Consider the following 17,706-nt stretch of genomic DNA (forward strand, 5'->3'; position numbering starts at 1 on the left):
ATGCGCGCAGATCTGCTGATTGTCGGGGCCGGAATGGTCGGCAGCGCCCTGGCGCTGGCGTTGCAGGACAGCGGGCTGGAAGTCCTGCTGCTCGATGGCAGCCCGTTGAGCGTCAAACCCTATGACCCGCAGGCGCCGTTCGAGCCGCGCGTGAGTGCATTGTCCATTGCCAGTCAGCGAATTCTCGAACGCCTGGGTGTCTGGGAAGGTATTGCCAGCCGGCGCAGCAGTCCCTACAGCGACATGCACGTCTGGGATGGCAGCGGCACCGGGCAAATCCACTTTTCGGCGGCCAGCGTGCATGCCGATGCGCTGGGCCATATCGTCGAGAATCGTGTGGTCCAGGACGCCTTGCTCGAGCGCTTGCACGACTGTGACCTGGGCATGCTGGCCAACGCGCGCCTGGAACAAATGCGCCGCTCCGGCGACGACTGGCTGCTGACCCTGGCCGATGGCCGTACCTTGCGCGCGCCGCTGGTGATCGCGGCGGATGGCGCCAACTCGGCGGTGCGGCGTTTGACCGGTGTCGCCACGCGCGAATGGGACTACCTGCATCACGCCATCGTTACCAGCGTGCGCTGCTCAAAACCTCATCAAGCGACCGCCTGGCAGCGGTTTACCGACAATGGCCCGCTGGCGTTCCTGCCGCTTGAGCGCGACGGCCAGCAGGACTGGTGCTCGATCGTCTGGTCGACCACGCCGAGCGAAGCCGGGCACTTGATGGAACTCGATGACGAGGGTTTCTGTCGTGCGCTGGAACGGGCCTTCGAAGATCGACTTGGCACGGTACTGAGTGCGGACCCACGCCTGTGCGTGCCGCTGCGTCAGCGCCATGCCAAGCGGTACGTGGCAGAGGGCCTGGCCTTGATCGGCGATGCCGCGCACACCATACACCCACTGGCCGGGCAGGGCGTGAACCTCGGTTTCCTGGATGCTGCCGTGCTGGCCGAAGTGCTATTGCAAGCGGCAACCCGTGGCGAGCGACTGGCGGACGTGAAGGTGCTGAGCCGTTACGAACGTCGGCGGATGCCGCATAACCTGGCATTGATGGCGGCAATGGAAGGTTTTGAACGGCTGTTCCAGGCTGACCCGTTGCCGGTGCGCCTGTTGCGTAATGTCGGGTTGAATTGGGTTGACCGGATGCCCGAGGCCAAGGCGCTGTTCGTGCGTGAGGCGTTGGGGTTGATCGGGGATTTGCCGGCGCTGGCCAAGGCCTGATGTCCTTGGTGTGGCTGATGGCCTCTTCGCGAGCAAGCCCGCTCCCACATGGGAATGCATTTCAAATGTGGGAGCGGGCTTGCTCGCGAAGGCGTCAGCACATTCACTATCAATTCCCGCTGTGCAACATCTGGTAACTCCTCCGGAAACTGTTCGATTGAGAAGCGAAATGTGAGTCCTTATCATTTGGCCTCACTTTTTCAATCGAGAGACTGCTCCCATGTTGGCACCGAAGCGTCTACTGACCGCACTGGCCCTGACCCTGATCGGCAGCACCGCCGCCCAGGCCGCTGACGAGGTGGTGGTCTATTCCTCGCGCATCGATGAACTGATCAAGCCAGTGTTCGATGCCTACACCGCGAAAACCGGCACCCAGGTGAAGTTCATCACCGACAAGGAAGCGCCGCTGATGCAGCGAATCAAGGCCGAGGGTGAGAACACTCCCGCCGACCTGCTGCTGACCGTCGATGCCGGCAACCTCTGGCAAGCCGAGCAGATGGGTATCCTCCAGCCCTTCACCTCGAAAACCATCGACGCCAACATTCCGCTGCAATACCGTGCGGCCTCCCATGCCTGGACCGGCCTGAGCCTGCGGGCGCGGACCATCGCCTATTCCACCGACCGGGTGAAACCGGGCGAACTGACCACCTACGAAGCACTGGCCGACAAGAACTGGGAAGGCCGCCTGTGCCTGCGCACGGCGAAAAAGGTCTACAACCAGTCCTTGACCGCCACCATGATCGAAGTGCACGGCGCCGAGAAAACCGAGCAGATCCTCAAGGGCTGGGTTAACAACCTCTCCACTGACGTGTTCTCCGACGACGTGGCAGTGCTTGAGGCCATCAATGCTGGCCAGTGCGACGTGGGCATCGTCAACACCTACTACTACGGTCGCCTGCACAAGCAAAAACCGGATCTGCCGGTGAAACTGTTCTGGCCGAACCAGGCGGATCGCGGGGTGCACGTCAACCTGTCGGGCATCGGCCTGATCAAGCACGCGCCGCACCCGGAAGCGGCCAAGGCCCTGGTGGAGTGGATGACCACGCCGCAGGCGCAGAAGATCTTCGCCGACGTGAACCAGGAGTTCCCGGCCAACCCGACCGTACAGCCATCGGCCGAAGTCGCTGCATGGGGCAAGTTCATTGCCGATACCTTGCCGGTGGAAGTCGCCGGCAAACGCCAGGCCGAAGCGATTCGGATGATGGATCGCGCTGGCTGGAACTGAGTCGGCGGCAATAAAGAGCAAAAGATCGCAGCCTTCGGCAGCTCCTACAGGGTGATCACCGACCCAATGTAGGAGCTGCCGGAGGCTGCGATCTTTTTGCGTTTTCCCTACACTTCAAGATTTTGCGAGAGCTATACCTTGGCCCACCCCGCCCAACGCCGCTGGTACCCCCTGGTCTTCGCCATCGCTGCGCTGGTCCTGCTTCCCCTGAGTGTCCTGCTGCTGTCCTGGCAAGCCATCGACCAGCAGATCTGGGCCCACCTCTGGGAAACCCAGATGCCGCGCCTGCTGGCCAACACCCTGACCCTGGTACTCGGTGTCGGCGTTGGCGTCACGGTCCTGGGGGTGAGCCTGGCCTGGCTTACCAGCCTTTGCGAATTCCCCGGTCGGCGTTGGCTGGACTGGGCACTGATGCTGCCCTTTGCGATTCCGGCCTACGTGTTGGCATTCGTCTTTGTCGGGCTGCTGGATTTTGCCGGTCCCGTGCAAACCCTGTTGCGAGAGTGGTTCGGCAGCGGCCTGCGTTTGCCGCGTGTGCGCTCCACGGGCGGGGTGATCCTGGTCCTGGTGCTGGTCTTCTATCCTTACGTTTACCTGCTGGCGCGCACCGCGTTCCTGGCTCAGGGCAAGGGGCTGATGGAAGCGGCACGGGTGCTCGGTCAATCCCCATGGCAGGCGTTCTGGCGCGTGGCGATGCCCATGGCGCGCCCGGCCATCGGTGCTGGCGTAGCCTTGGCGCTGATGGAAACCCTGGCGGATTTCGGCGCCGTGTCAGTGTTCAACTTCGACACCTTCACCACCGCCATCTACAAGACCTGGTACGGGTTTTTCAGCCTGTCCAGCGCCGCGCAACTGGCCAGCCTGTTGCTGCTGGTGGTGATGCTCGTGCTCTACGGCGAGCGGCGTGCCCGCGGCGCCAACCGGGCGAGTAATGAGCGGCCACGGGTCAAGGCGTTGTATCACCTGCGCGGTCTCAAGGCGCTGTTGGCGTCGGGGTGGTGCGCTCTGGTGTTCGCCTGCGCCTTTGTCATTCCGATGCTGCAACTGGTGGTGTGGTTCTGGCAGCGCGGTCGCCTGGATCTGGATGAACGTTACACCGGCCTGATCATTCACACGTTGTACCTGGGGGCGATGGCGGCGTTGATCACCGTCAGTGTCGCCCTGGTATTGGCGTTTGCCCGGCGGCTGGCGCCGACCCGGGCGATTCGCGCCGGGGTCAGCCTGGCCAATCTTGGCTACGCCTTGCCCGGATCGGTGCTGGCGGTGTCGATCATGCTGGCGTTCAGTTACCTCGATCGCGTGTGGGTGATCCCGCTCTCCGGCTGGCTCGGCGGGGCTGGCAAGCCGTTGTTGCTGGGTAGTCTGTTGGCGCTGCTGCTGGCTTACCTGGTGCGCTTCATCGCCGTGGCTTACGGTCCGCTGGAAAGCAGTCTGGCGCGAATACGGCCATCTTTGCCCGAAGCGGCACGTAGCCTGGGCGTCAGTGGCCCGCGACTGTTTTTCAAAGTGTATCTACCTTTGCTGCTCCCCGGTTCGTTGAGCGCGGCCTTGCTGGTGTTTGTCGATGTGCTCAAGGAAATGCCCGCGACCCTTCTGATGCGCCCGTTTGGCTGGGACACACTGGCGGTGCGGATCTTCGAAATGACCAGTGAAGGCGAATGGGCGAGGGCCTCTTTGCCGGCCTTGACCCTGGTTTTGGTCGGGCTGCTACCAGTCATCGGATTGATACGACGTTCGGCGCATCGAAACAGCTAGGTGCCAGTCCTACACCTTGCGGCTACAATGCGCGGCATTCGGTGCGGTCCGTCTGACAGATAAGGTAGTGAAAGCGGCTGGAAGCCTTTTATTTCAAGGTTCCCGCACAAATTATCACTCGACCGCACCTTCGCCACGCCCGGAAGGAGAAACCCATGGGACAGCGTACGCCTCTGTATGACCTTCATCTTGCCCTCGGCGCGAAGATGGTCGATTTTGGCGGTTGGGATATGCCTCTGCATTATGGATCCCAGGTCGAGGAGCACCATCAAGTGCGCCGCGATTGCGGTGTTTTTGATGTATCCCACATGACCGTGATCGATGTCGACGGCCCCCAGGCCAAGGCTTGGCTCCAGCATTTGCTGGCCAACGACGTCGAACGCCTGCATAAACCCGGTACCGCGTTGTACAGCACCATGCTCAATGAGCGCGGCGGTATCGTCGACGACATGATCGTCTATCGTCTCGAAAGTGCTTACCGCCTGGTGGTCAACGCCTCCACCCGCGACCAGGACCTGGCGTGGATGCAGGCGCATCTCGATGGTTTCGATGTACAGCTCAACGAGCGTTCCGAACTTGCAATGCTGGCCATTCAAGGCCCCCATGCCCGGCACAAGATTGCCGAGCTGGTGAGCCAGGCACGCGGCGCATTGATCCAGAAACTCAAGCCGTTCGAAGGCCAGCCCGACGGTGACTGGTTCATCGCACGCACCGGCTACACCGGTGAAGACGGCCTGGAAATCATTCTGCCTGCCGACCAGGCGCCGGGGTTCTTCAACGATCTGGTGGGGGCGGGCATTTCGCCCATAGGCCTGGGCGCGCGCGACACCCTGCGGGTCGAGGCGGGCATGAACCTGTACGGTCAGGACATTCACCAGGACGTTTCCCCGCTGGCCTCCAATATGGCCTGGAGCATCGCGTGGGAGCCGTCCACTCGCCAGTTCATCGGCCGCCAGGCGCTGGAAGCCGAGCGCAGCGGCGGCGTACAACACAAACTGGTCGGTCTGGTCCTTGAGGAACGCGGGGTTTTGCGCGCTCATCAGGTGGTTCGCATCGCCAATGTTGGCGAAGGGGAGATCACCAGTGGTAGTTTCTCTCCTACGCTAAGCAAGTCCATTGCACTGGCGCGGGTGCCGATGGCCACCGCCGACCGCGCGGAAGTGGAAATCCGTGGCAAGTGGTACCCGGTCCGAGTGGTCAAGCCGACCTTCGTGCGCCATGGCAAAACCTTGATCTAACCTTTCCCGGCGGATGTTGACCGCCGATAAATTTCCTGAGGACACAGAACATGAGCAATATCCCTGCCGACCTGCGTTTTGCCGAGAGTCACGAATGGGCTCGCCTGGAAGCCGATGGCACCGTCACCGTGGGCATCAGCGATCACGCGCAGGAAGCGCTGGGTGATGTGGTGTTCGTTGAGCTGACCGAAGTTGGCAACGTGTTTGCCGCTGAAGATCAGGCCGGTGTCGTTGAGTCGGTAAAGGCAGCTTCCGATATCTACTCTCCGATTGCCGGTGAAGTGATCGCCGTCAACGAAGCACTGAGCAGTGAGCCTGAGCTGCTCAACTCCGACCCGTACGGCGCGTGGATCTTCAAGCTCAAGCCAAGCAACACGGCTGACCTGGACAAGCTGCTTGATGCGGCAGGTTACAAGGCCGCCATCGGCGAGTAAGCCTTCAGCGTTACCCCAAAGCCCCGACCTGTCGGGGCTTTTTTGCTTCTGGCGATTTTCCCCCTGTAGGAGCGAGCACGCTCGCGATAGTCGTCAACGATGACGCTGGAAGCCTGACACCCCGCGGTGTTCTCAGGTTCATCGCGAGCATGCTCGCTCCTGCATGAGTTCGGGTCTGGCATCGACTGCTATGCTGGTTTGACCGAGTTGCATCGACGCTGAGCGCCAGCCAAGAGAGAGCCCGTCATGTCCCAGTTGCCGTCCCTGAGCCAGTTACGCGACCCTAATGCCTTTCTTCGCCGCCACCTTGGGCCTGATGCCGCCGAGCAACAAGCGATGCTCGACAGCCTTGGCCTCGGTAGCCGGGTCGAGTTGATCGAGCAGACGGTACCGCCGGGAATCCGCCTGAACCGACCACTCGACCTGCCGCCAGCGCTCGACGAAGAAGCCGCACTGGCCAAGCTGCGCGGTTACGCCGAGCAGAATCAGGTCTGGACCAGCCTGATCGGCATGGGCTATCACGGCACGCTGACACCCGCCGTCATCCTGCGCAACGTCCTGGAAAATCCCGGCTGGTACACCGCGTACACGCCCTATCAACCGGAAATTGCCCAAGGCCGGCTTGAAGCGCTGTTGAATTTCCAGCAGTTGACCATCGACCTCACGGGCCTTGAACTGGCCAACGCCTCGCTGCTGGATGAAGCCACCGCGGCCGCGGAAGCCATGGCCCTGGCCAAGCGGGTTGCCAAGTCGAAAAGCAATCTGTTCTTTGTTGACGAAAACTGCCATCCGCAGACCATTTCCGTGGTGCAGACCCGTGCCGAAGGCTTCGGGTTCGAGCTCATCGTTGACGCTGTGGATAACTTGAAGCAGCACCAGGTATTTGGTGCACTGCTGCAATATCCCGACACCCACGGCGAGATCCGTAATCTACGTCCGCTGATTGATCATCTGCATGCCCAGCAGGCGTTGGCCTGTGTGGCCACTGATCTGCTGAGCCTGCTGCTGCTCACCCCGCCGGGGGAGCTGGGTGCCGACGTGGTGTTCGGTTCATCCCAGCGTTTTGGCGTACCCATGGGTTACGGCGGCCCTCACGCGGCTTTTTTCGCCAGCCGTGACGAGTACAAGCGGGCGATTCCCGGCCGCATCATCGGCGTGTCAAAAGACGCCCGCAGCAACGTTGCCCTGCGCATGGCCCTGCAAACCCGCGAGCAGCATATCCGTCGTGAAAAGGCCAACTCGAACATCTGCACCGCTCAAGTGCTGCTGGCCAATATCGCCAGCTTCTACGCGGTTTATCACGGCCCCGAAGGGCTGAAACGGATTGCCCAGCGCGTCCACCGTCTGACCTGCATCCTTGCCGCGGGCCTTGAGCGCAAAGGCATTACCCGTCTCAACCAACACTTCTTCGACACCCTGACCCTGGAGGTCGGTGGCACCCAGACCGCGATCATTGAAAGCGCCCAGGCCGCGCAGATCAACCTGCGCATTCTGGGGCGTGGGCGATTGGGTATGAGCCTCGACGAAACCTGCGATGAAACCACGGTGGCGAAACTGTTCGACCTGTTCCTGGGGGCCGATCATGGGCTTAACGTCGACGATCTGGACGCAGAAACCCTGGATGGCGGCATTCCCGACACGCTGGCACGAACCTCGCCCTATCTGCGCCATCCGGTGTTTAACGCCCACCACAGCGAAACCGAGATGCTACGCTACCTCAAGCAACTGGAGAACAAGGATCTGGCGCTCAATCAATCGATGATCCCGCTGGGCTCGTGCACCATGAAGCTCAACGCCACCAGCGAGATGATTCCGATTACCTGGCCGCAGTTCGCCAACCTGCATCCGTTTGCGCCCAGAGAACAGGCCCTCGGTTATTCATTGATGATCGAAGAACTGGAACGCTGGCTTTGCGCGATTACCGGTTTCGATGCGATCTGCATGCAGCCCAACTCCGGGGCCCAAGGCGAATATGCCGGGCTGCTGGCGATTCGCAAATACCACGAGAGCCGCCAGCAGGGCGGGCGGGATGTCTGCCTGATTCCTTCCTCGGCCCACGGCACCAATCCGGCCTCGGCGCAGATGGCCGGAATGCGCGTGGTGATCGTCGAATGTGACGAGGCGGGCAACGTCGATCTGGAGGACCTGAAAGACAAGGCCGCCCAGGCCGGGGATAAGCTGGCGTGCCTGATGGCGACTTATCCATCGACCCACGGCGTGTATGAAGAAGGCATCAGCGAAATCTGTGAAGTTATCCACAGCCACGGCGGCCAGGTGTACATGGACGGCGCGAACCTCAACGCCCAGGTCGGGCTGGCGCGCCCGGCGGACATTGGTGCCGATGTGTCACACATGAACCTGCACAAGACCTTCTGCATTCCCCATGGCGGCGGCGGGCCGGGCATGGGGCCGATTGGCGTGCGCGCCCACCTGGCGCCGTTCGTGGCCAATCATCCGGTCGTGCCTATCGATGGGCCGCAGCCACAGAATGGCGCGGTCAGTGCGGCGCCCTGGGGCAGTGCCAGCATCCTGCCGATCAGCTGGATGTACATCGCCATGATGGGGCCGCAATTGGCCGACGCCAGTGAAGTGGCGATCCTGGCGGCCAATTACCTGGCGCGCCACCTGTCCGGCGCGTTTCCAATCCTCTACACAGGTCGCAACGAGCGAGTGGCCCACGAATGCATTCTCGACCTGCGACCCCTCAAGGCGCTGACCGGCATCAGCGAAGAGGACGTTGCCAAGCGCCTGATGGACTACGGCTTCCATGCACCCACCATGTCGTTCCCGGTGCCGGGGACGTTGATGGTCGAGCCCACCGAAAGCGAGTCGAAGGCAGAGCTGGACCGTTTTATCGGCGCGATGCTGAGCATCCGCGCGGAAATTACCGAGGTGCAGAACGGCAACTGGCCAGCCGAGGACAACCCGTTGAAGCGAGCGCCGCATACGCTGGCGGACATCACTGGCGTGTGGGAACGGCCTTACAGCATCGTGCAGGCGGTTACACCGGATGCTCACACCAAGGCGCACAAATATTGGCCGGCGGTGAACCGGGTGGACAATGTCTACGGTGACCGGAATCTGTTTTGTGCGTGTGTGCCGCTGGATGAGTACCGTTAGGCAAGATCAAAAGATCGCAGCCTGCGGCAGCTCCTACATGGTAATGCGATCCCCCGTAGGAGCTGCCGCAGGCTGCGATCTTTGCTTTTAAACGTCCATAAAAAATGCCGCTCATGTGAGCGGCATTTTTCGTTCGGCAACCTGGCTTATTCCGAAGCCACGGCATTCTTCGCCAGGATCGCGTTCGCCAGTTCCATATCCGTGGCCTGCAAGCCTGGGTTGTCGGCGCGGACTTTCTGCATTGCCGCTTCCAGGTAAGGGCCGCGGATGCTGCCGTCACTGGCCACAAAGCTGCCGGCATCGTCCTGGGCCGCGACGATCATCTTGTTATCCTTGAACGTCAGGTAGGTCGAGCCGGTGGTTGCACCGGAGGTAAGGACGTTACGCCAAAAGCTATCAGCCATCGCCGAGCCGACAGGCAGGGACAACAAGGCGATGGTAGCGACAGCAACTTTGAAACGCATGATGGGTGACTCCACTGATTAACTGCGATGTTGGATTGTCGACCCCCAATCGAGTTCCGTAACAGCCCACCTACTTCTGCTCGCTCTGCGGAGTCACCCGCAACACCTCCTCAATCGTCGTCAGGCCCGCCGCCACTTTCTGCGCCCCCGACAGTCGCAGGCTGCGCATGCCCTCCTTGAACGCCTGGCGCCGCACCGCCAGCAAGTCAGTGTCGGGATTGATCAGCGCCTTCAAGCCGTCGCTCAATTGCATGATTTCGTACACCCCGGCACGACCGTGGTAGCCGGTATCGCGGCATTCCAGGCAGCCAATGGCGCGCTGGGCGTTGCCAGGCAAGGGGGCCTGCCAGGGCCGGGTCAGGGATTGCCAGTCTTCCTCGCCCAGGGTTTGCGGTGCCTTGCAGTGTGGGCACAGGGTGCGCACCAGGCGTTGGGCCATCACGCCGAGTACGGTGGCCTTGATCAGGTAGTGCGGCACGCCCAGTTCCAGCAAACGGCTGATGGCGCTGGGTGCATCGTTGGTGTGCAGCGTCGATAACACCAGATGCCCGGTGAGGGCCGCCTGGATGGCCATCTCGGCGGTTTCCAGGTCGCGGATCTCGCCGATCATGATGATGTCCGGGTCTTGCCGCATCAGCGCCCGGACACCGGCGGCGAAAGTCAGGTCGATGTTGTGCTGGACCTGCATCTGGTTGAACGCCGGCTCGACCATTTCTATCGGGTCTTCGATGGTGCAGAGGTTGACTTGCGGCGTCGCCAGCTTTTTCAATGTGGTGTAGAGCGTAGTGGTCTTGCCCGACCCGGTCGGCCCGGTGACCAGGATGATGCCATTGGGCTGGCGGGTCATGTCCTGCCAGCGCCGCAGGTCGTCGGCGGAAAAACCCAACTGATCGAAATCCTTGAGCAGCACTTCCGGGTCAAAGATCCGCATGACCATTTTTTCGCCGAAGGCCGTGGGCAAGGTCGAGAGCCGCAACTCGACTTCTCCACCCTCCGGAGTCTTGGTTTTCACCCGGCCGTCCTGGGGTTTGCGTTTCTCCGCGACGTTCATTCGCCCGAGGCTTTTGAGGCGACTGACGATGGCCATGGTCACCTGGGGCGGGAATTGGTAGACGTTGTGCAATACGCCGTCGATGCGAAAGCGCACCGTGCCCTGTTCGCGCCGGGGCTCGATGTGGATATCGCTGGCGCGCTGCTGGAAGGCGTACTGGAACAGCCAGTCGACGATATTGACGATGTGCGCGTCGTTGGCGTCGGGTTCCTGGTCGCTGGCGCCGAGGTTGAGCAACTGCTCGAAATTGCCCAGGTGGCTGACCTGCTGATCGGCGCTGTTCGCGCCGCTGACCGATTTGGCCAGGCGAAAGAATTCCACGCTGAAACGCTGGATGTCCACCGGGTTGGCCACCACGCGCTTGATCGGCAACTTCAGCACGTGGGCCAGGTCTGCTTCCCAACCGGTTACATAAGGCTGGGCGCTGGCGATGGTTACTGCGTCGCGATCGACCGACACCGCGAGAATCTTGTGGCGCTGGGCGAAGGCGTAGGACATCAACGGTGTCACGGCCGCGACGTTGATTTTCAGCGGATCGATCCGCAGGTAAGGCTGGCCCGCCTGCTGGGACAGCCACAGGGTCAGGCTTTCAAGGTCGAGGTGCTTGCCCGGACGGCTGAGGTCGTCCAGGTGTTGGCTGGCGATGAACTCCAGCGGGTGCATCTGGCCATCGGCGGCGTGACGGCGTCGGGCGTTCAACGCCTGTTCGGCCGAGTCCTGGCTGACAAAGCCCTGGGCGACCAGTTCACGCAGCACATCATTGAGGTCCAGCCAGCGGTCCTGAAGGGCGATTTGAACGGACATGCGGGCTCCTTTTGAAAACAGTGCGCAAAGGATAGTCGTGACCCTGCAGGCCGTTGGGCCACTACCCGACGAAGCCGTATCGGGTTTTTTCAGCCCGCCGCCAGAACCGCTTCTCCCCAGGCGCAATCCGCCGCTTGCAGATCGACCGAACAGACGCTGATCAGGTTGCGCAGTTTTTGTGCAATCACCTGGGCGCGATGCCAGCTCAAGCCGTCGACGACCACATCGATGGCCAGCAAATCGTCGTGACGCTGCACCTGCACCTGCTGCGGTGTCAGGCACTGCAAGGCGAACAGGTTGAGCGCGCGGCACAACAGGTCCGGTTCGGCCTCGGCGAGCAATTGATAGTGGACGCGGCAATGTGTGTTGCCGGCATTCCAGGCATCGGCGCGGGTTAGCGAGGTATTCACGGCTTCTAGGTAAGGCATGCTCGATCTCCAATCTGATTGGAGAAATTTTTACATTCGTCGGCGGGTATTTCTTATCTATGATTGGACATATACCAGTTATGTCGAATTAAGTAATTCGTAAGATCATCAGTTGAAGGTTTTTTTATGCATAGCGAGTTGGACAGCTACGACCGTAGGATTCTCGCCTTGCTGCAGGAGGATGCTTCGCTTTCAAGCGCGCAGATCGCCGAACAGGTGGGGCTTTCGCAGTCACCCTGCTGGCGGCGGATTCAGCGTATGAAAGAGGAGGGGATCATTCGCGGCCAGGTCACCTTGCTTGACCGCAAGAAAATCGGCCTGAACACGCAGATTTTTGCGCAGGTAAAACTCAACGCCCATGGCCGCTCGAACTTCACCGAGTTCACCGAGGCTATTCGAGGTTTTCCTGAAGTATTGGAGTGCTACGTGCTGATGGGGGCGGTGGACTTCATGTTGCGGATTGTCGCGGCGGACATCGAGGCGTATGAGCGATTCTTCTTTGAGAAACTGTCGCTGGTGCCGGGGATTCAGGAGGTGAACTCGATCGTGGCGTTGTCGGAGATCAAATCGACGACGAGTTTGCCGGTGTTGCGGTAAAGCAAAAGATCGCAGCCTGCGGCAGCTCCTACAGGGGTACACAATTCTATGTAGGAGCTGCCGAAGGCTGCGATCTTTTAGCGGTGTTACAGACGCAGAAGCATCTTCCAGGCACGATTCTGATAAACCGCGATCGCCTGTTGCTTGCGCGCATCCAGGGTTTCGTCGGTGATCGGCTCGTTGGCCAGTTGCGCCAGCTTGTTCAACTCGCCGTAGAGGCGATCCATTTCCGGGATCTCCAGCACGTTGCGTGCGTGGTGCAACCAGACCTGAATGCGCTCGATACGCGGCAGTTGCTCAGCCAGGTCTTCCGGCTGTTGCTGGTAGCGCTGCAATTGCAGCGAGGTGGCTTCCTCGCCCAGCAGGCGCGGCAGCCAGCTGCCCAGTTGCGCGGCGCCCTGGCGATTGCCCCGGGTATTACGCTCGGCGGTCCAGGTGCGGGCCAGCAACCAACGCGAGGTGTTCAGGGAGAACAGGCCCCAACGCGGGTCTTCGAGTTCTTCGAGGAACTGCTCCGGCGCGGCTTTGCGAACGTCTTCATCGTCCAGGCCGGCCTGTACCAGCGGGCGCCAGTCTTCCAGCAGGGCGTCGAGGGCGACACGCAAATCGTGGGTCGACTGGCGTGGTGCGGCTTGACCGAGGCTGCTGATCAGCGCGCGCATTTCAGCCAGGTTCTCGACCCAGTCCTGCAACAGGCGCCAGTGGCCATTGAAACGATACTGCTCGGCCAGGCGCTGGCTGCTGCCCAGCAAGTGCCAGCTGAGTGCGGCGAAGGCGTCGTCCAGTGGCGTTTCGGCGCTGATCTGCGGTGCCGGCAGGCTCAAGGAGTAACTGTGGGCGTCGTACAGGCGATAGCCACGTTCGGCCTTGCTGATGTCGCATGGCATCAGCGCCAGTTTTTCCGCCAGTTCGGCAGCCAGCTCCAGCAGCGCAGCGGGTTCGCCTTCGCGCAATTCCAGTTCCAGTTCGCAGATTTCTTCTTTCTGCTTGCCGACCACCACGTGGCCCAGGTCCAGTGCCGCTTCGATGACCACTTTGGTCTTGCCGCGGCCCCAGGCGATTTCCGCGCGCTCGCGGACGAAATCGGTGGTGAAGATGGCTTTCAGGGTTTTCTTGTCCAGTTCGGCCAGTTCTTCGGGCCAGCATTCACCGTCCAGTTTTTTCAGGTCGAGCTTGGCTTTGGGCAGGTTCCAGTCGTACTCGTTACGTACGGACAGGCCAGCGACGCTTTGGCCGCGGGTCTTGAGGGTCTGGATCACTTCTTCGCCATCCTTGCGCAGGCGCAGGGCGACTTTGGCCCGGGCCAGGTCACGCTCAGGGGTGTCGAAGTATTGATTCATCAACTCACGGCGTTCCCAGCCACTTTTGTTGCGTTTTTTCAGTAACGGGTGCTCGCGCAGGGCGGCGAGGGTTTCGCGGCTGACGCGGAGCTTGATTTCGGTTTCTTTCTGCATGGCCGGAAAATCCAGGATCGGGAGCGCAGCCGGGGGAAAAGGTGGCTGCCAAGGTCGTGCAGTGTACAGGACTCAACCTGCCTACGCCGTGCGACGGTTTATTCCTGTCACCGGATGGCTCTATGATGGACTTCAATTCGGGAGTTGGAGTCAGCGATGCCTTTGCCGTCCATGAAAGATCAGTTCGCTGCACTGATCGCTGCGCCATCCGTCAGCTGCACCCAGCCAAGCCTCGATCAATCCAATCGTCCGGTGATCGACCTGCTGGCCGCCTGGCTCGGCGATCTGGGTTTTGCCTGCGACATCCAGCAGGTCAGCCCCGGCAAATTCAACCTGCTGGCCAGTTTTGGCAGTGGCCCCGGTGGGCTCGTGCTGGCCGGTCACAGTGATACGGTGCCGTTCGATGGCGCGTTGTGGCAGACCGACCCCCTGAAGCTGACTGAGGTCGACGGCCGCTGGGTCGGCCTGGGCAGTTGCGACATGAAGGGGTTTTTCGCCCTGGCCATCGAAGCCGTCCGGCCGCTGCTCGACCAACCGTTCAAGCAGCCGCTGCTGATCCTTGCCACCTGCGATGAAGAAAGCTCGATGTCCGGCGCCCGGGCACTGGCCCAGGCGGGACGGCCGCTGGGACGTGCGGCCGTGATCGGGGAGCCGACCGGGCTCAAACCGATCCGCATGCACAAAGGCATCATGATGGAGCGCATCGATATCCTCGGGCAGAGCGGCCACTCCTCGGACCCGCGCCTGGGGCACAGCGCACTCGAAGCCATGCACGATGCCATCGGTGAACTGCGCGGCTTGCGCCTGTTGTGGCAGCGTGAATTCCGTAATCCACAGTTCAGCGTGCCGATGCCGACCATGAACTTCGGCTGCATCCATGGTGGCGACAACCCCAACCGCATCTGCGGCCAGTGTTCGCTGGAGTTCGATCTGCGGCCATTGCCGGGTATGGATCCCAAGATCCTGCGAGCCGATATTTCGCAGAAGCTCAGGGCGATTGCCGAGCGGCACCAGGTAAAAATCGATTACGCACCGCTGTTCCCCGAAGTGCCTCCTTTCGAGCAGGCTGAGGATGCAGAACTGGTGCGCATTGCCGAAAAGCTCACCGGCCATGGCGCCGAAGCAGTGGCATTTGGCACCGAAGCGCCTTATCTTCAGCGACTTGGCTGCGAAACACTGGTGCTTGGCCCGGGCGATATCGCCTGTGCCCACCAACCGGGGGAATTCCTCGAAATGTCACGTTTGCAGCCTACGGTGCATCTATTACGACAGTTGATTGAACATTACTGCCTGACGCCGGCCAAAACGCCTATGCCAGTCAGTTGAGCGCACTCTTGCAGGAGCTGCGTCCCAACCCGGATTCATGAGGAGAGCACGCGTGTCGCCAAGCCTGTTCCGACGATAACCATCAGCCCGCTGTGCGTTTTCTGTTCCGCCCTTTTTTCGGCTGCTATTTATTACAGGCCCAGGTTCATGCCCGAATACGTCAATTGGCTTCGTCACGCTTCGCCCTACATCAACGCCCACCGCGATTGCACCTTTGTCGTCATGCTGCCCGGCGATGGCGTTGAGCACCCGAACTTCGGCAACATCGTCCACGACCTGGTGTTGTTGCACAGCCTGGGCGTGCGCCTGGTGCTGGTGCACGGTTCGCGCCCGCAAATCGAAGCGCGCCTCGAGTCTCGCGGCCTGACCCCGCATTACCACCATGGAATGCGCATCACCGATGCGGCAACCCTGGAGTGCGTGATCGATGCGGTCGGCCAACTGCGCATCGCCATCGAAGCACGGCTGTCCATGGACATGGCGTCTTCGCCGATGCAGGGCTCGCGCCTGCGGGTGGCCAGCGGCAACCTGGTGACGGCGCGGCCCATCGGCGTGCTTGAAGGTGTCGACTATCACCACACCGGTGAAGTGCGTCGGGTTGACCGCAAGGGCATCAATCGCTTGCTGGACGAGCGCTCCATCGTGCTTTTGTCGCCACTGGGTTATTCGCCGACCGGCGAAATTTTCAACCTCGCTTGTGAAGATGTCGCCACGCGCGCGGCCATCGACCTGGGCGCGGACAAACTGCTGCTGTTTGGCGCCGACCTTGGTTTGATCGATGAACACGGCAGGCTGGTACGCGAACTGCGTCCGCAGCAGGTGCCGGCGCATCTGCAGCGTCTGGGCAGCAATTACCAGGCCGAGCTGCTGGATGCCGCCGCTGAAGCCTGCCGAGGCGGCGTGGCTCGCAGCCATATCGTCAGCTACGCCGAAGACGGTGCGCTGCTGACCGAACTCTTCACCCGTGACGGTGGCGGTACGCTGGTGGCCCAGGAGCAATTCGAGGTGGTGCGCGAAGCGGCCATCGAAGACGTCGGCGGCTTGCTGGACTTGATCAGCCCGCTGGAAGAGCAGGGCATCCTGGTGCGCCGCTCGCGCGAAGTACTCGAGCGTGAGATCGAGCAGTTCAGCGTGGTCGAGCGTGAGGGCATGATCATCGCCTGCGCGGCGCTGTATCAGATCGCCGATTCCGATGCCGGAGAGTTGGCGTGCCTGGCGGTGAACCCGGAGTACCGTCATGGCGGTCGCGGCGATGAGCTTCTCGAGCGCATTGAAACCCGTGCACGGGCCCAGGGGTTGAAAACCTTGTTCGTCCTCACCACGCGCACGGCTCACTGGTTCCGCGAGCGTGGCTTCGTGCCGAGCAGCGTCGATCGCCTGCCGTCGGCACGGGCGTCGCTGTACAACTACCAGCGTAACTCGAAGATCTTCGAAAAAGCCCTGTAAAGCGAGGGCCCTTGATCGTGGATCGTTCCCACGCTCCGCGTGGGAATGCAGCCCGGGACGCTCTGCGTCCCATCAAGAGCCGAACGCGGAGCGTCCGTTGAGGCATACCCACGCGGAGCGTGGGAACGATCAAGGGTAGGGGGCATTATTCCTGCACGAACTTCGCGCTGACATACGGCGAATAGTCCGGCAGCACCGTTTCAACCTTCCCCTGTTCCTTCAAGAACTTCGCCGTCTCGCCAATCGCTTGCGCCGTACCGCCGGCCAACAGGGCGCTGGTCTGTTGTGCCTTGGCATCCGGGAACGCGGACCCGGCCAGCAATTCCGGCACATCGGCTGCATTGGCACCGGTCAATTTGGCGATTTTCTGCACCGGTACCGAATCCGCGGTCCAGCTGGCCTTATGCGCCGCATAGTCGGCAAATGAGTCGAGGGTAACCTTGGCGAACCGGGCGATGACCTCTGGGTGCTTCTCGGCGTAATCCTTGCGCGCTACCCAGACTTCGAAGGTCGGTGCACCCCATTGGCCGACTTGCGCAGCATCGGTCAAGGTCTTGCCGGTCTTGCGAATTTCCCCCAGGGCTGGTGACCACACAAATGCGCCATCAATGTCTCCACGCTTCCAGGCGGCGGCGATTTCTGCCGGTTGCAGGTTCACCACTTTGACTTTCGATGCGTCCAGACCCCAGTGCTTCAGCGCACCCAACAGGCTGTAGTGGGATGTGGAAACGAACGGCGTGGCGATGGTCTTGCCGATCAGATCTTGCGGTTTTTCGATACCACTGCCATTGCGCACCACCAAGGCTTCGGCGGCATTGATCTGTGCGGAAACAAGGAACGCGACGATCGGCAGATTGCGCGAAGCCGCGGCGGCCAGTGGGCTGGAGCCGAGGTTGCCGATCTGCACGTCGCCGGAAGCAATGGCGGTGACCACTTCCGGGCCACTGTTGAAGCGCCGCCAGTCAATTTTCTCGCCAATGGTTTTATCGTAAAGGCCATCGGCCTGGGGGACTTTGCTCGGATCGATGCCGGTCTGGTAGCCAACCGTGAGGTTTGCCGCATGGGCGGAAAAAGAAAATGCGAGCGATACACAAACTGTAACAAATGGCTTGGATAGTGCGCGTCTGATCGACATGGCTTTGCCCT

14 protein-coding genes are annotated in these 17,706 nt (G+C 61.3%); 9 read left to right on the forward strand and 5 right to left on the reverse strand.

Going from position 1 to position 17,706, the window contains the following annotated elements:
- The 6 genes from CGA21_RS01765 (at position 1) to gcvP (ending at position 8,990) form a co-directional block, all read left to right on the forward strand.
- A complete protein-coding gene (locus tag CGA21_RS01765) occupies positions 1–1,218 on the forward strand; it encodes a 2-octaprenyl-3-methyl-6-methoxy-1,4-benzoquinol hydroxylase (protein WP_188263489.1) in 1,218 nt (405 codons plus the stop codon).
- Positions 1,219–1,438: 220 nt separating this feature from the next.
- A complete protein-coding gene (locus tag CGA21_RS01770) occupies positions 1,439–2,443 on the forward strand; it encodes an extracellular solute-binding protein (protein WP_188263401.1) in 1,005 nt (334 codons plus the stop codon).
- 138 nt (positions 2,444–2,581) lie between these two features.
- Complete coding sequence (locus tag CGA21_RS01775; RefSeq protein WP_188263402.1) at positions 2,582–4,198, forward strand: ABC transporter permease; 1,617 nt, start codon at positions 2,582–2,584, stop codon at positions 4,196–4,198.
- Positions 4,199–4,353: 155 nt separating this feature from the next.
- Positions 4,354–5,436 carry a glycine cleavage system aminomethyltransferase GcvT gene (gene gcvT, locus CGA21_RS01780; protein ID WP_188263403.1) on the forward strand — a complete coding sequence of 361 codons (1,083 nt, stop codon included), beginning with the start codon at positions 4,354–4,356 and terminating at the stop codon, positions 5,434–5,436.
- A gap of 50 nt (positions 5,437–5,486) precedes the next feature.
- Positions 5,487–5,870, forward strand: coding sequence for a glycine cleavage system protein GcvH (gene gcvH, locus CGA21_RS01785; RefSeq protein ID WP_110747987.1), 384 nt, complete (start codon positions 5,487–5,489; stop codon positions 5,868–5,870).
- Between the two features lie 246 nt (positions 5,871–6,116).
- Entirely contained in the window at positions 6,117–8,990 is a 2,874-nt protein-coding gene (gcvP, locus tag CGA21_RS01790) for an aminomethyl-transferring glycine dehydrogenase (RefSeq protein ID WP_188263404.1), read from the forward strand.
- Between the two features lie 146 nt (positions 8,991–9,136).
- On the opposite strand, the gene CGA21_RS01795 is transcribed toward gcvP, so the two are convergent.
- From CGA21_RS01795 to CGA21_RS01805, 3 genes are all read right to left on the reverse strand, one after another.
- Positions 9,137–9,454 (reverse strand): DUF2388 domain-containing protein, encoded by a 318-nt coding sequence (locus tag CGA21_RS01795; RefSeq protein ID WP_020797281.1) that lies wholly within the window; start codon positions 9,452–9,454, stop codon positions 9,137–9,139.
- 70 nt (positions 9,455–9,524) lie between these two features.
- Positions 9,525–11,309: a GspE/PulE family protein gene (locus CGA21_RS01800; RefSeq protein ID WP_188263405.1), complete on the reverse strand. Its 1,785-nt coding sequence runs from the start codon at positions 11,307–11,309 to the stop codon at positions 9,525–9,527.
- Between the two features lie 89 nt (positions 11,310–11,398).
- Positions 11,399–11,737 carry a hypothetical protein gene (locus tag CGA21_RS01805; RefSeq protein ID WP_020797283.1) on the reverse strand — a complete coding sequence of 113 codons (339 nt, stop codon included), beginning with the start codon at positions 11,735–11,737 and terminating at the stop codon, positions 11,399–11,401.
- Between the two features lie 126 nt (positions 11,738–11,863).
- Here CGA21_RS01805 and CGA21_RS01810 point away from each other — a divergent pair, with 126 nt between their 5' ends.
- Positions 11,864–12,334, forward strand: a complete 471-nt coding sequence (locus tag CGA21_RS01810) for an Lrp/AsnC family transcriptional regulator (protein ID WP_110747974.1) — start codon at positions 11,864–11,866, stop codon at positions 12,332–12,334.
- 86 nt (positions 12,335–12,420) lie between these two features.
- Here CGA21_RS01810 and CGA21_RS01815 read toward each other — a convergent pair whose 3' ends face one another.
- Positions 12,421–13,788 carry an inorganic triphosphatase gene (locus tag CGA21_RS01815; protein ID WP_020797285.1) on the reverse strand — a complete coding sequence of 456 codons (1,368 nt, stop codon included), beginning with the start codon at positions 13,786–13,788 and terminating at the stop codon, positions 12,421–12,423.
- Between the two features lie 156 nt (positions 13,789–13,944).
- Here CGA21_RS01815 and argE point away from each other — a divergent pair, with 156 nt between their 5' ends.
- Together argE and argA are read left to right on the forward strand one after the other, a co-directional pair.
- On the forward strand, positions 13,945–15,114 hold the full coding sequence (argE, locus tag CGA21_RS01820; protein ID WP_188263406.1) for an acetylornithine deacetylase: 1,170 nt from the start codon (positions 13,945–13,947) through the stop codon (positions 15,112–15,114).
- 147 nt (positions 15,115–15,261) lie between these two features.
- The gene (gene argA, locus CGA21_RS01825; RefSeq protein WP_020797287.1) at positions 15,262–16,560 is read left to right on the forward strand and encodes an amino-acid N-acetyltransferase; all 1,299 of its coding nucleotides are present in this window, start codon (positions 15,262–15,264) and stop codon (positions 16,558–16,560) included.
- Between the two features lie 145 nt (positions 16,561–16,705).
- Here argA and tauA read toward each other — a convergent pair whose 3' ends face one another.
- Complete coding sequence (gene tauA / locus CGA21_RS01830; protein WP_188263407.1) at positions 16,706–17,695, reverse strand: taurine ABC transporter substrate-binding protein; 990 nt, start codon at positions 17,693–17,695, stop codon at positions 16,706–16,708.
- Between the last annotated feature and the right edge of the window lie 11 nt (positions 17,696–17,706).

It is taken from the genome of Pseudomonas sp. PSB11 (assembly GCF_014596605.1).
Classification (GTDB): domain Bacteria; phylum Pseudomonadota; class Gammaproteobacteria; order Pseudomonadales; family Pseudomonadaceae; genus Aquipseudomonas; species Aquipseudomonas umsongensis.